A 12,845-nucleotide genomic window follows, 5' to 3' on the forward strand; every position below is an offset into this window, starting at 1 on the left:
CGGCCGGTGCCCGCCGCCGTTCACGACTACCCGGTCCGAGCGCCCCAGCCCCGGCCGCACCAACCCCATGACCTTCCGTTCACCGGCACCAATACCGTGCACGACATGACCCCGACCACCGGAATCCACCACCGCACGTGAGCCCCGCCGCCACGCTGGGGACCGTCCTGCTGGCCTATCTCCCCGCCGCCGTCTCCCCCGGTCCCAACTTCGTCCTCATCGCGCACACCGCCGCGGCCGGGTCGCGCCGGGCCGCCGTGGCGGTCGCGCTCGGGGTGATCGCCGCCGGGGGCCTGCTCGCCGCCGTGGCCGTCTTCGGGCTCGGCAGCCTTCTCGCGCGGGAACCCTGGCTGGCCGCCGCCCTGCGGGTCGTCTGCGGCGGCTACCTGGCCTGGCTCGGCGTCCGGCTCTGGCTCCGCGCCCGTGCACCCGACGCGGCTCCTCCCGCCGGCCACGGGAGCGCCTTCCGCCAGGGGGTCACCAGCAACCTGACCAACCCGAAGGCCGCGGCCTTCTTCGGGAGCGTGCTCACCGCGACGCTGCCGCCGTCCGAACCCACCGCCGTCAAGGTCGCCGCCGTCGTGCTGATCGTCGCTGTCTCGACCGGGTGGCACCTCAGCGTTGCGCTGCTGTTCTCCTCCCCTGCCACCCAGCGCTGGTACGCCCACGCCAAACCGGCCCTCAACCGCGTTGTCGGCGCGATTCTCGTCGTCCTGGGCATCACCCTCGCCGTAACGCCGTGAAGGCCCCTCCGCCGCAGCGAAGGGGCCTTCACGAACCACACAGAACTACCGGACGCCGCCCGAAGCGCGCTGCTTCTGCGCGTGCGCGGAGCGGGTGCAGACCTCACCGACGTCGATCGTCTGGCCGCGGTCGGCGAACACGTCCGCCACCCCGACGAGCTTGCCGTTCGGCGTCGAGCAGGTCAGCTGGTAGGCCTCCTTCGTGCCGTACGTCGGCGGGATCGGCGACGAGAACGACACGTCCCCGGTCCAGTCGTCGACGGCGTTCGGGTCGGCCTGGTCGTAGTTGACCACCACGGCCTTGTAGTCGCCGGCCGGCGGGTCGAACAGCACGGCGTGCTCGGACGTCGTGCCGCCGTTCGCCGACGAGCTGACCAGGTTGCCGGCCGAGTCGTAGATGAACAGGTCCCAGTCGGTCGCGGTGTTCGCCCAGTTGATGTTGACGCTGAACTTCCCGTTGTCCACCTTCGGCAGGCCGTCGAGGTGGAAGGTGAACGAGTCACCCGCCGGGTCGGCCGGGTAGTTCTGGTTGATCGGCGGCACCCCGGCCGGGTTGGTGACCGGGTAGCCCTGCTGCGCCGGCCCCTGCGGGTCGCGCCCGTAGCGGCCCGCCACGTACGGCCGGGTCGACGGGTTGACCGACCACGCGAACCGCCCGCCGGTGGTGGTGAGCTTCGCGTTCAGGTCGTCGGTGACGTAGATCGGCGGCTTGGTGGTGCCGTCGGCCTGGATCACCGGTGACGTCGGCGTCTGGAACGTCTTGTGCAGCTTGAGCTGGTAGCCCTTGGGCGCCGAGCCGATCAGCGTCGAGTGCTGCTGCGGGTCGGCGGCATTGGACAGCATGTCCAGGAGCGCGCCGCGGTTGCCGCCCTTGCCCGCGCCGGTCGTCGGGGCCAGCCCGGCGTACTCGGCGACGACGGCGGTCTCGTAGGCCTCGTGGAAGCCCGCGCCGCCGATCTCGATGGTGAAGCCCCAGCCCGCGGTGGCCCAGTACGACCAGTCCTCGGTGGTGCCGGTCGTGTCGTAGAGCGCCCAGCTCGGCTCGCTCGTGTAGCCGTTGCGCGAGGCCAGCTTGTCGCCCAGCGCCTTGTACTGCGGCTCCTCCAGCGGCGGCCGCACGTCGGCCACGCCCGGCGGGCGCAGCACCAGGGCCGCGTTGGTGTGGAAGGTGATCAGGTTGGTCACCTGGCGGGAGGAGACGATCGAGCGGATGTTGCGCGACTCCGGCTCGGAGAACGGCGCCGAGCCGCGGAAGGTGTCACCGCTCCAGGCGATCTCGGCCCCGTTGCCGCCCCAGAACCCGGCGTAGTTGCGGTTGGGGTCGGTGCCGCGGATCCGGCCGCCGGGGTTGGCCTTGCAGACGCCGGTGGCGAACTGCGGCGGCGAGTCGTTGACGTTGCAGTTCTTGCGCTTCATCTCGTAGTCGAAGCGGGAGAAGTCGCCCTTCGGCTCGGCCTCGCGGGAGATGTCGAAGCCGTCCGGGTTGACGATCGGCACGATGACGTTGCGCGTCTTGCCGACCAGGCTCCGGATCTGGTTGTCGTGCGCGTAGCCGTTGACCAGCTCGTACGCCCACTCCATGACCGTCTCGCCGGCGGGCCACTCCCGGGCGTGGTGCACGCCCATGGTGAAGTCGACGGGCTTGCCGTCGGTCAGGTTCTTGACGTCGGTGGCGATCTCCAGCCCCATGACGTCGCGGCCTTCCCAGGTCGACTCCGGCATGGTGAACGCCGAGACGAGCTTCGGGTTGGCGCGGGCCAGCTCCTTCATCTCGTATTCGTAGTCGTAGAGGTGCCGGTAGCTGGTCCGGCCCGAAGGCAGGACGGACTTGGGGGTCTTGGCCGCGTACGCGCGGTCGGCCTTGGCGTCGGCGACCGACTTGGCCGACAGGTCGGCCTGGACCACGGTCGACTTCAGGCCGCTCTTGGCGAGCGTCTGGCGGTCGGTGTCGTCGGCGAGCACCACCTCGACGCCGGTCGCGTCACCCTTCTCGGTGACGTCGAGGCCGAGCCCGGTCAGCTTGGCCTTGTCGGCGCGGGTCGGGGTCTGGACGCGGACCAGCTGCGCCTTCTGCGCGGTGGTCGGCGTGCCCTGCGGGGTCAGCGCCAGGAAGTCGACACCGAGCTGGGCCTGACCGGCCGAGCCGCCGTACCGGCAGCCCTGGACGACGAGCTCCTGGCCCTTTTTCACGAAGCTTTCGGCGAGTTCGCGGGTTCGCAACGCCGTCGAGGCGGCGACCACCGCGCCGGTTGCCTTGTCGAACACGGCGACGTCCCAGTCGCCTTCGGCGCCCTGCACCGGCTTGAGCCGGGCCTGGACGAGACCGTCCACCGTGGACGTGACGTCCCGGCGGTCGGTGCCCGCGGTGCCCTTGGGCTGCACCTTTGCGAAGCAGGAGCGGGGTACCGACTTGTCGGCACGCAGGATGTTCTGCGCCGCGCCGGCCGTTCCGGCAGGCAGCGCTACGAACGTGGCGGCCAGTGCCACGGCCGAAGCCAGCAGCACCAGTCGTCTTGGTGAATTCCCCACAGGACAAGACCTCCTTGACGAGGCCGGCAGCACGGACGTACCGGTAGCGAGTGACCATAATGGAGGAAATCCGGCCGCGGTAACCGCCGTAAGTTGTACAGCGCGGCCGTTCCACCTGCCCGAAAGGCCCGTTTCACCGGGAGTTCAACCGGGGACCGGCTACTGTCGGAGCATGGTCACGATCCCTGCGCGACGGGTTTCCGCCGCGATCTCGCTGACCGGCGTGGCCGCGCTCGTGCTCGGCGCCGGCCTGGTGCTGCTGCTGCAGGTCATCCCGCCGACCGACGAGATCAGCGCGACCCGCCGCACGATCAGCGAATACGGCCTGTCCGACCACAAGTGGCTGTTCGACCTGGCCGTGGTCCTGGTCGCGCTCGGCTCGGCCGCCGGGCTCGCCGTGCTGGCCCGGCAACGGCGGCTGCCCGCGCCCGCGGCCGTCCTGGGTGCCTTGTGGACGGTCGGGCTGCTGGTGATCGTCGCGTTCCCGAAACCCGACTGGGCCACGGTTTCCCGCTCGGACTTCGGCGGCACGCTGCACCGGATCGCGAGTGTCGTCGCGTTCGTCGCGCTCCCGCTGGCGGTGCTGGTCGCGGCGCGCACGGCGCTGCCGGGCTCCCCCGTGCGCCGGTGGCTCGCGCGCGTGCTGGCGATCGTGTCGCTGGGCTGGTTCGCCGTGATCCTCGGCGCGGTGGTGGTCGCCGCGGTGGAAGGCGGCCGCTGGTGGACGCTCATCCCGCTCGGCCTGGTCGAACGCGGGATGGCGCTGACCGAGCTGCTCGCGCTCGGCGTGCTGCTCGCCCCGGTCGGCGACCGGGCCGCTAGGCCGATCGGGTAGCACCCCGCCGACGGCCCAACCGGCGGCGGGCGCCGGGCGTGCAGCGTGCGTTCACCGACCTCAGGGGGAGATCGCATGTCTCGACGTGCTGCCGTGCTCACGGCCGCCGCGCTCGCGCTCGGCACTGTCCTCACCGCTCCGGCCGCCGCGACCGCAGCCGCACCGTGCACCTGGACCGCGCACAAGGTCGTCCCGCCGGACGGGTACGACGCCGAATTCACCGACGTCGAGGGGACCGACAGCCACGGCAACTACGTCGGCACCGTGGCCGACCTGTCGGTCGACATGGGCCGGGTCGTGCTCTGGACCGACGACAAGCCCCGCATCCCGGACGCGCTCGCGTCGTTCGTCTACCCGAACATCGCCGGCGAGAACTCCGCCGGGACGGTGCTGCTCTCCGGCGGCCTGCCGACGTCCACCGAAGTGGGCGTCTACCTGTTCAGCGGCGGGCACCGCGGGCCGGGCACGCTGACGCAGCTGCCCACCCCGGCCGGTTACCGCATCGGGTTCGGCCACCGCCCTCAACGAGCGGGGTGACGTCCTGGCCAGCGCCTACACCCTCCGCGACGACCACCCGGTCAGCATCCTGTGGTCGAACCTGTCCGCCGGGCCGCTCGTCATCGACAGCCCGGCCGGGTACGGGATCGACCTCGACGACGACGGCACGGTGCTGCTCAACGCCCCCGGCAACAAGCTGGGCGCGCTCTGGCGCCACGGGCAGGTCATCCCGCTGACCGGCGAAGACCGGCCGGTGCTCATCCGCGAGCTCCGCAACGGCGTCGTGGTCGGCACGGCGATCGACTCCCCGTGGCCGGCTTCGCGCGCCCTGGCCTGGCACGGCCCCGCCGACCCGCGGCCCCTCGAGCGGGGCGGGACCGCGGAGGCGATCAACGCGCACGGGCTCATCGCGGGCAGCCTGGACAGCCTGACCGGGCACGCGGCCGTCTGGCAGGACACCAAGCTGCTCGGCGCGCTCCCGGCCCCGGACGGGGTCGACGCGGACATCTTCGTGGTCGGGGACGACGGCACGGTCTTCGGCAACACGGGCAGCGAATACGGCCCGCTGCGCTGGACGTGCACGGCGGTCGGCTCCTGACCGGCGGGCGCCGACGTCGTCCACCAAGGACGGACGTCGGCGCCCTCAGCCGAGGTCCGGCTCGGTGGTGTGGACCAGCCGCGGGTCGGGCGCTTCGCCGGACATGGCCAGCAGCCCGCGCACGACCTTGACCAGCAGCGGCCAGTTCTTCGGGTTCTTCTTGTCCACCCCGCCGACGAGCTGCTTGAGCATCGAGAGCGTGTCGAAGTAGATGCGTTCGCACACGAGGTTTTCCGCTGCGTCGAAGACGAAGTACGCCGACATCCGCACCCGGAACGGGGACCCCGTGGCCGGGATCTTCCCGAACGGCCCGAGGTGGGTGCCCAGCAGCCAGAACTCCACGATCACCGCGTCGGCGCTGTGGCGCAGCGCGATCAGTTCGTGGTGCTGGTCGGGGAACGCGGCGCGCGTGTCGTGGTAGTAGCCGCGGACTGCGCCGTCGCCGTCGTGCACCGTCATGGTCGCGACGACCTCGTAGTGCGGGTGCGGGAACGTCGAGAGGGTTGCGTCCCAGTCCTGGGCGACCTCGTCGCGGAAGTGGTCGAGCACCAGTTTCTGCCGGGCTTCGAGGACGGCCGGGCCGGGGATGGCGAACGCGGTCATCGGGGCTCCCTTAAATCTACGGTGTAGGTTTCGACGATAACCTACACTGTAGGCACGCCGTGGGAAGGGGACACCGTGACCGTGCTCGACACCGCTCTGGCCCGGGCGAAGCCCGCCATCCGCTGGGGCCTCGGCCACGCGCTCCCCCGCACCGTGCTGCGCCGCGAGGCCCGGCGCGGCGACCTCCAGGGCCGGATGGTCGTCGACGCCGCCGAAGGCCGGGACCTGACCGGCCTGTTCGACGAGATCCGCGCCGCCGGCCCGCTCGCCCGCACCCGCTTCGGCTGGATGACCACCCACCACGGCGCGGTCCGCGAGGTGCTGGCCAGCGAAGACTTCCGCGTCGGCGTGGTCGGGGGTGACGGCTCCGCGCTCGGGCGGCTGGTGGAGTGGTCGGCCGGCGAGCACCTGCACCCCGTGCGGCCGCCGTCGCTGCTGGCCGTCAACCCGCCCCAGCACACCCGGTACCGCAAGCTGGTCACCGGCGTGTTCACCGCCCGCGCCGTCGAGCAGCTGCGCGGCCGGGTCCAGCAGATCGCCGACGGCCTGCTCGAGCGCCTCGAGCCCGGGAGCGAGACCGACCTCGTCGAGGCCTACTGCGGACTGCTTCCGGTGACCGTCATCAGCGAGATCCTGGGCGTCCCGCCGGAGCAGCTCGGCAAGGTGCTGTCGCTGGGCGCGGCGGCCGCGCCCAGCCTCGACCTCGGGCTCGGGTGGCGCACCTTCCGCGACGTCGAGACCGCGCTCGCCGAGTTCGACGCCTGGCTCGGCGAACACCTCGACCACCTGCGCCGCCACCCCGGGAACGACCTGTTCAGCCGGCTCGTCGCGGCGCGCGACGACGGTGTCGGGCTCACCGAGACCGAGCTGAAGTCCACCGCGGGGCTGGTGCTGGCGGCCGGCTTCGAGACGACCGTCAACCTGCTCGGCAGCGGCATCGCGCTGCTGAGCGAGCACCCGGAGCAGCTCGCGGTGCTGCGCGAGCGGCCCGAGCTGTGGGGCAACACCGTCGAGGAGGTGCTGCGCCACGACCCGCCGGTGCTGCTGACCGGCCGACTGGCGGTGCGTGACACCGAGATCACCGGCGTCCGCCTGCCGCGCGGGGCGCTGGTGACCACGGTGCTGGCCGGCGCGAACCGCGACCCCGGCGTGTTCGCCGACCCGGCCGTCTTCGACGTCACCCGCGCCGGCGCCCGCGACCACGTGTCGTTCGGCGCCGGGCGCCACCACTGCCTGGGCGCGTCGCTGGCCCGGATGGAGGGCGAGATCGGCCTGCGGACGATCTTCGGCCGCTTCCCCGGCCTGCGGGTGCTGCCCGGCGGCCGTCGACGTCAGACGCGCATCCTCCGCGGGTACGAATACCTGCCCGCGGTGCTCGCCGCGTGACGGGCCGGCGTGGCCGTCCGCCCAAGGACGCCGACGGTGCCCTGTCGCGGGAGCGGATCCTGCGGGAGGCGCTCGCGCTCGTCGACGCCGAAGGGCTCGAGGCCGTCAGCATGCGCAAGCTCGCGCGCCGGCTCGGCGTCGACCCGATGAGCCTCTACAACCACGTCGACGGCAAGGACGCCCTGCTGGACGGGGTCGCCGAGGTCCTGCTCGCCGCGATCCCCGCGCCGGTTCCCGGGCGCGACCTGCGGGCGACGATGTCCGAGCTCGCCCACGGTTTCCGCGCGGCGATGCTCGGCCACCCGCGCGCGGCGCCGCTCGTGCTGACCCGCCAGCTCGCGTCGATGACCGCGCTCGCCCCGGTGGAGGCGGTGCTCGGCCCGCTGCTGGCGGCGGGGTATCCCCCGGACCGCGCGGTGCACGGGCTGCGCGCGGTGCTGGCGTTCCTGATCGGGACGCTGATGCGCGAGGTCGACGCGGCGCCGACGTTCAGCGGCGCCGACCCACCGGGCACCCAGGACCGGCTGGCGGATCTGACGGGATCAGGGCTACCGGCGGTTTCCGCGGCGGCGCCGTTCCTCGCGGTGTGCGACCACGAAGCGGAGTTCGAGTTCGGGCTGGGCATCCTGTTGGACGCGCTCGCGCCGTGACGGCTCGTCAGCGGATGCGTTCGTACAACGCCGCCATCCGCGAATCGAGGTCCGCGGCCGTCCGGGCCGCGGCGGCGAGCTCACCGGCGAAGTCCGGCGGGACGCTGTCGCGGTACTTGTAGGACAGCTTGTGCTCCACCGCGGCCCAGAAGTCCATCGCGATGGTGCGCAGCTGGACCTCGACCTTGACCTTTTCGACGCGGTCGGACAGGAACACCGGGATGCGCACGATCAGGTGCAGGCTGCGGTAGCCGTTCGCCTTCGGCTTTTCGATGTAGTCCTTGGTGCGCAAGAGTTCGACGTCGTCCTGGGCGGTGAGCATGCGGGCGACCGCGAAGACGTCGTCGACGAACGGGCAGACAACGCGGATCCCGGCGATGTCGTCGAGCGCGCCGGCCGCGGAGACCCAGTCGTCACCGAGGCCGCGGCGGTGCACTTTTTCCTTGATGGCCTCCGGCCGCTTCACGCGGCTCGTGATGTGCTCGATCGGGTCGTGCCGGTGGACGAAGTCGAACTCCTCGCTGAGGATCCGCAGCTTCGTCATCAGCTCTTCGATGGCGAACTTGTACATCAGGAGGAACCGCGGGAGCTGCCCGGCCACGGCGAGCTCGTCGGCCGCCTCGCGCAGGGAAGTCTCGTCGGCCGCCGGGTCGGTGGTCACTGAAGCCTCGTGCTGTTGTCGGTCGTGGGTCCGAGCTCCAGGTTACTGGGCTCCCTCCGGACAACGATCGGCGACGGGCCGGGGTTCCCGCGGGTCACCGGATCGGGGTGGAAAAGGTGCTGTTCGGGGTGTCGCCGCGGCCGGGGCGGTGCCGATGTCACCCCGACCCGGACCAGGAACGGTCCCGGAGGCCGTTGCACGCCGGCCCGGACCAGGCGCGGGCGGGGGTGCTGGTGTCACCTCGGCCCGGACCGGGCGCGGTCCGGGCCGAGGTGGGCTTGCGGTCGGGGTCAGCGCCCCATGGGGACGGTTGCGGCCGTGACGGACGCAACGCACTTGGCGGCGATGGCGCCCGCTTGCTCGATCGCGGCCTGGTCGGTCGCGGCCTGGTCGCCGGCGCCTTGGTCGGCGGTGGCCATGCCGTCGGCTGCTGCGCTTTCGTCGGCCGCCTTGCCGGTCGCTGCCTTGCCCGCTGCCTTGCCGTCCGCGGCCTTGCCGTCCGCGCCCTGGTCGGCCGCCTTCTTGCGGGTGCTCTCTTCGGTGGCCATGCCCTGCTGGCCGGCCGCCGCGGCGGGATCGGCCTGGGCGACGCACTCGAGGAGCGCCGCGCAGTCCTGGGCGGAGATCTCGGCTTGGGCCGCGTTCTCCTGCTGGTCTGCCATGCCGTTCTGGGCTGCGGCCTGGTCCTGGGCGTTCATGCCGTTCTGGTCGGCCATGCCGTTCTGGTCGGCCATGCCGCCCTGATCGGCAGCCTGGTTCTTTGCAGCCTTGCCGCCACCAGCCATACCGTCCTGCTGGGCGGCGCCGTTGTCGTCCGCCATGCCACCCTGGTCGGCCGCCTGGTCCTTGGCGGCCTTGCCGCCACCGGCCATGCCGTTCTGGTCGGCCATGCCGTTCTGCTGGTCAGCGGCCTTGTTCTCCGCGGCCTTGCCGTTCTGGTTCGCCATTCCGTTGGCGTCCGCCGTCCCGGTCGCCTGGGTCAGGCATTGCTGGACCACCTGGCAAGCCTGCTCGCCCGCCGCGTTCTGGTCGGCCGCGGCGTTCGCGTCCGCCGCGCCCTGGTCGGCGGCCATGCCGTTCTCGGCGGCCGCGCCCTTGCCAGCGGCCATGCCGTTCTCATCCGCCGCATCCTGCTCGGCAGCCTTCTTCTTCGCCTTACCGGCGCCCATCCCGTTCTCGTCCGCCGCCGCACCCTGGTCGGCAGCGTCGTTCTTGGCGGCCACCTGGTCCGCCAGCCCGGCCACCTCCGTGCACGCCGCCAGCGTCGCGCTCGCCGCCACCGCTCCGTCGCAGCCCGCCGCCGTGCGGCGTTGCCGGATCTGGTCGACCACCGCCTGGCGGTTGGCTACCCGGGCTTCGGACTGGGCGTCCGGCGCGGCCTGCTGACCTGCGATGAAAGCGAGATTGTTCTGCAGGGCCGTGTCCAGCCCTCCGCAGTCTTCGGTGGCCGCGTTGCCGGCCGGGCTGCTCAACGCGATTGCCGTCGCGGTCGCTCCCGCGATTCCCAGCAGTGCGGCGAGTCCGATCGTCGCCGGTTTGCGGTGTCGTCCGGTAGTGCGCACTTGGGGCATCAAGCCCCTCCTCTCTGGTCGCCACCTCACCCCGGCACACGGGCGGGACGACCAGAGCGGTTCATCCGGATTTTCCCGTTACCACCAAGGAAAATCCACTGTGGACAGGACGAACCCCGAACCGGCGGCCCACCGGTTCGGGGCCCTGCCTACCAGAGCCGGAGTAAGCGCGGTGTCAACGCGCGCTTCCGTCAGCCGAGGTCCGCCAGCTGCGGCACGGCCGGCGCCATGCCGTCGATCCACGCCGCCGGTGACCCCGTCGTCGGGGTGACGATCACCGTCCGGACCCCCAGCTTCGCGAAACCCGCCATCGCGCGGACGAACTCGTCGCGCGTGTCCGGGCCCGGCCGCGGGTTGTTGGCCAGGATCGTCTTGCGGATGTCGTCGTAGTCGCGGCCGACGTCGTCGCAGTGGCGCCGCAGCACGTCCAGCTTGTGCGCGACGTCCTCGGGCGAGGTGCCGAAGAGGTTGCACGCGTCGCCGTACTGCGCGACGAGCCGCAGCGTCTTGCGCTCGCCGCTGCCGCCGATCATCACCTTCGGCCGGTTGATCGGCTGCGGCGAGCAGAGCGTCTCGGCCAGCTGGTAGTGCTTGCCCTCGAACGGGCCGTTGTCCGCCGGGTCCCACATCTGCCCGCAGATGCGCAGCGTCTCCTCCAGCCGCTCGAACCGTTCGGCGATCGGCGGGTACGGCACCCCGAGCCCGACGTGCTCACGCTCGAACCACGCCGCGCCGACACCGAGCACCGCGCGCCCGCCCGAGAGGACGTCGAGCGTTGTGACGATCTTCGCGAGCAGCCCGGGGTGCCGGTAGGTCACCCCGGTGACGAGCAGGCCGAGGTCGATCCGGGACGTGTGCGCGGCGAGGAAGCCGAGCGTCGTGTACCCCTCCAGCATGTTCGCCTCGGCGGGGAGGCCGGTGGGCTCGATCTGGAAGTAGTGGTCCATGAAGGACAGCCACGTCGCCCCGGCCTCCTCCGCCGCGGCGCCCACGCGCGCGAGCTTACCGGCGATGGCGGTGGTCCCGCCGTCGATGTCGAAGATGGGGAGGTGGAAACCCAGGTCCATGAGACGTTCTCCTGACGTGCGGTCGGCGTGCCCGCCACGCTAGGACCTGGAGCGCGCTCCAGGGCAAGCCCCGGCTACCGCAGCCGCGCCACCAGGTCGGTGGCGATCCGCCGTTCGACCGGCCCGGGCACCGCCTGCACCCCGGCGGCGAGCCCGCCCGCGGCCACCGCCGCCAGGCTGCGGACCTGCAGTGTGAGGCCGAGATCCATGGCCTGGACGGAGTTGCCGTTGGCGGCGGTCAGGTTGAGCATCCGGCCGTGGTCGAGGACGACGACCTCGCGGCCGTCGGCCAGCACGTGCCCGGTCCGGCGGCCGGGCTCGCCGTACTCGACGGTGCGGACGGTCGCCGCGCCCAGGGCGTCCGCGTCGATCTCCCACGCGAAGTGGCCGACCCCGGCGAGCAGCGCGCCGTCGGCCAGGACCGCCAGCTCGGCCTCGCCGACCACCCCGGGGGCGCCGGTCGCGGTGAAGACCGCCTGCGCGCCGGGCAGGACCTCGAGGGCCGGGCCGACGCGGTGACCGTCCAAAATGGCCTGCAGCGCGCGCATCGGGTCGGTGTCGCACACCGAAACCCGCGCGCCGAGCCGCGAGAGGGTGTCCGCGACGCCCTTGCCGCACGGCCCGTAACCGAGCACGGCGGCGCGCATGCCCGGCACCATCAGGTTGGTGGCGTTGAGGAATCCCTGCACGACGCTCTGCCCGACGCCGAACTCGTTCTCCACCAGCAGTTTCAGCCGTGAGTCGTTGATCACGACGACCGGGTGGCCGACCTGCTTCTCCCGCAGCCGGATCCCGCCGGTGGTCGTCTCCTCGGTGCCGCCGAGGTAGCTCGCGGGGACGCCGGACCCGAGCAGCGACAACGTGAGGTCGGCGCCGTTGTCGAGCGTGAGGTCCGGCTCGCACTCGAGGACCTTCGCGACGTTCCGGGCGTGGGCGGCGTCATCGTCGGCGCGGCGCGTGTGCACCCGCACGCCGAGCGCCCGCAGTGCGTCGGCGACGTCGTCGTGGGTGGTGCCGGGTGAGCCGGTCTGCGTGACTTCGACGCCGGCGCGGGCCAGCAGGGTGACCAGGGCCGCGGTCTTGGGCTCGACGTGCAGGCACATGGCGAGCCGCCGCCCGGCGAGCAACGGCGCGGTCTCTTCGACGGCGGCGGTGGTCAGGGGCATGTGCTTGAGCGCCCACTGGGTTCCGGCGTGCACAAAAGAAGGCATGGCTTTCCTAGCGGTTGAAGGAGAAAGGGGACCCGGAAGCGGGGCCGGTCAACCGTAGAAGTCGCAGCGGTACGAGTGGTCGCCGAAGATCTGCGCCACCAGCCCTCGTCCGCTCATGGCCTCAAGCTATCAGGGCGTGTAGTCCTCGAACTCCCACCACCCGTACCGGGCCAGCCGCTCGGCGGCCTCGTGCCAGTTCGCGCCGACGCACCCGGCCACCAGGCCCTCGAAGTACGCCACCAGCGCGGGCCAGTCGTAGTGGTGGACGATCACGTGGTGGCGAAGCGAGATCGGCCCGCTCGCCACCTCCTCGCGCAGCCACCCCGGCGTGCACACGACGAACTGGAACGACTCCTCGCCCGGTTCCCCCTCCGGGCCCGCGATCAGCTGGACCAGGAACATGAACCGCTCCGGGTCCGCCGGGACGAACGACTCGGGCGGGTCGGTGTCGGGGGTCATCAGGTACTTGATCTCGGGACGCACCGTGGGCATG

General features: G+C 72.0%; 13 protein-coding genes. 6 read left to right on the forward strand and 7 right to left on the reverse strand.

Annotated features, from left to right (window positions below):
• The first annotated feature begins 137 nt into the window (after window positions 1-137).
• Window positions 138-743, forward strand: coding sequence for a LysE family translocator (locus ACZ61C_RS35635; protein WP_465312291.1), 606 nt, complete (start codon window positions 138-140; stop codon window positions 741-743).
• 45 nt (window positions 744-788) lie between these two features.
• Here ACZ61C_RS35635 and ACZ61C_RS35640 read toward each other — a convergent pair whose 3' ends face one another.
• On the reverse strand, window positions 789-3,248 hold the full coding sequence (locus tag ACZ61C_RS35640) for a M14 family zinc carboxypeptidase (protein ID WP_465312292.1): 2,460 nt from the start codon (window positions 3,246-3,248) through the stop codon (window positions 789-791).
• 196 nt (window positions 3,249-3,444) lie between these two features.
• Between ACZ61C_RS35640 and ACZ61C_RS35645 the strand changes: the two genes are divergently transcribed.
• From ACZ61C_RS35645 to ACZ61C_RS35655, 3 genes are all read left to right on the forward strand, one after another.
• Complete coding sequence (locus ACZ61C_RS35645) at window positions 3,445-4,107, forward strand: DUF998 domain-containing protein (RefSeq protein WP_465312293.1); 663 nt, start codon at window positions 3,445-3,447, stop codon at window positions 4,105-4,107.
• 75 nt (window positions 4,108-4,182) lie between these two features.
• A complete protein-coding gene (locus ACZ61C_RS35650) occupies window positions 4,183-4,644 on the forward strand; it encodes a hypothetical protein (protein ID WP_465312294.1) in 462 nt (153 codons plus the stop codon).
• A gap of 130 nt (window positions 4,645-4,774) precedes the next feature.
• Complete coding sequence (locus ACZ61C_RS35655; RefSeq protein WP_465312295.1) at window positions 4,775-5,203, forward strand: hypothetical protein; 429 nt, start codon at window positions 4,775-4,777, stop codon at window positions 5,201-5,203.
• 45 nt (window positions 5,204-5,248) lie between these two features.
• Here the strand turns inward: ACZ61C_RS35655 and ACZ61C_RS35660 are convergent, their stop codons facing one another.
• Window positions 5,249-5,806, reverse strand: a complete 558-nt coding sequence (locus ACZ61C_RS35660) for an ester cyclase (RefSeq protein ID WP_465312296.1) — start codon at window positions 5,804-5,806, stop codon at window positions 5,249-5,251.
• Window positions 5,807-5,887: 81 nt separating this feature from the next.
• On the opposite strand from ACZ61C_RS35660, the gene ACZ61C_RS35665 reads away from it, so the two are divergent.
• Together ACZ61C_RS35665 and ACZ61C_RS35670 are read left to right on the forward strand one after the other, a co-directional pair.
• Window positions 5,888-7,192: a cytochrome P450 gene (locus ACZ61C_RS35665; RefSeq protein WP_465312359.1), complete on the forward strand. Its 1,305-nt coding sequence runs from the start codon at window positions 5,888-5,890 to the stop codon at window positions 7,190-7,192.
• Window positions 7,189-7,842, forward strand: coding sequence for a TetR/AcrR family transcriptional regulator C-terminal domain-containing protein (locus tag ACZ61C_RS35670; protein WP_465312297.1), 654 nt, complete (start codon window positions 7,189-7,191; stop codon window positions 7,840-7,842). Before ACZ61C_RS35665 ends, ACZ61C_RS35670 begins: the two co-directional genes overlap by 4 nt.
• Window positions 7,843-7,849: 7 nt before the next feature.
• Here the strand turns inward: ACZ61C_RS35670 and ACZ61C_RS35675 are convergent, their stop codons facing one another.
• From ACZ61C_RS35675 to ACZ61C_RS35695, 5 genes are all read right to left on the reverse strand, one after another.
• A complete protein-coding gene (locus ACZ61C_RS35675; protein ID WP_465312298.1) occupies window positions 7,850-8,503 on the reverse strand; it encodes a GTP pyrophosphokinase in 654 nt (217 codons plus the stop codon).
• Between the two features lie 290 nt (window positions 8,504-8,793).
• Entirely contained in the window at window positions 8,794-10,074 is a 1,281-nt protein-coding gene (locus ACZ61C_RS35680) for a hypothetical protein (RefSeq protein WP_465312299.1), read from the reverse strand.
• 191 nt (window positions 10,075-10,265) lie between these two features.
• On the reverse strand, window positions 10,266-11,141 hold the full coding sequence (locus ACZ61C_RS35685; RefSeq protein ID WP_465312300.1) for an LLM class F420-dependent oxidoreductase: 876 nt from the start codon (window positions 11,139-11,141) through the stop codon (window positions 10,266-10,268).
• Between the two features lie 74 nt (window positions 11,142-11,215).
• A complete protein-coding gene (locus ACZ61C_RS35690) occupies window positions 11,216-12,352 on the reverse strand; it encodes an adenosylhomocysteinase (protein ID WP_465312301.1) in 1,137 nt (378 codons plus the stop codon).
• 129 nt (window positions 12,353-12,481) lie between these two features.
• Window positions 12,482-12,844 (reverse strand): Imm8 family immunity protein, encoded by a 363-nt coding sequence (locus ACZ61C_RS35695; RefSeq protein ID WP_465312302.1) that lies wholly within the window; start codon window positions 12,842-12,844, stop codon window positions 12,482-12,484.
• Between the last annotated feature and the right edge of the window lies 1 nt (window position 12,845).

Source organism: Amycolatopsis sp. NPDC104587 (assembly GCF_055583645.1).

What these genes read in the sequence shown, in the direction of transcription:
- ACZ61C_RS35645 (WP_465312293.1), top strand. Translation starts at nt 3,445, where the DNA reads ATGGTCACGATCCCTGCGCGACGGGTTTCCGCCGCGATCTCGCTGACC.
- ACZ61C_RS35650 (WP_465312294.1), top strand. Translation starts at nt 4,183, where the DNA reads ATGTCTCGACGTGCTGCCGTGCTCACGGCCGCCGCGCTCGCGCTCGGC.
- ACZ61C_RS35660 (WP_465312296.1), bottom strand. Translation starts at nt 5,806, where the DNA reads ATGACCGCGTTCGCCATCCCCGGCCCGGCCGTCCTCGAAGCCCGGCAG.
- ACZ61C_RS35680 (WP_465312299.1), bottom strand. Translation starts at nt 10,074, where the DNA reads ATGCCCCAAGTGCGCACTACCGGACGACACCGCAAACCGGCGACGATC.
- ACZ61C_RS35685 (WP_465312300.1), bottom strand. Translation starts at nt 11,141, where the DNA reads ATGGACCTGGGTTTCCACCTCCCCATCTTCGACATCGACGGCGGGACC.
- ACZ61C_RS35690 (WP_465312301.1), bottom strand. Translation starts at nt 12,352, where the DNA reads ATGCCTTCTTTTGTGCACGCCGGAACCCAGTGGGCGCTCAAGCACATG.
- ACZ61C_RS35695 (WP_465312302.1), bottom strand. Translation starts at nt 12,844, where the DNA reads ATGCCCACGGTGCGTCCCGAGATCAAGTACCTGATGACCCCCGACACC.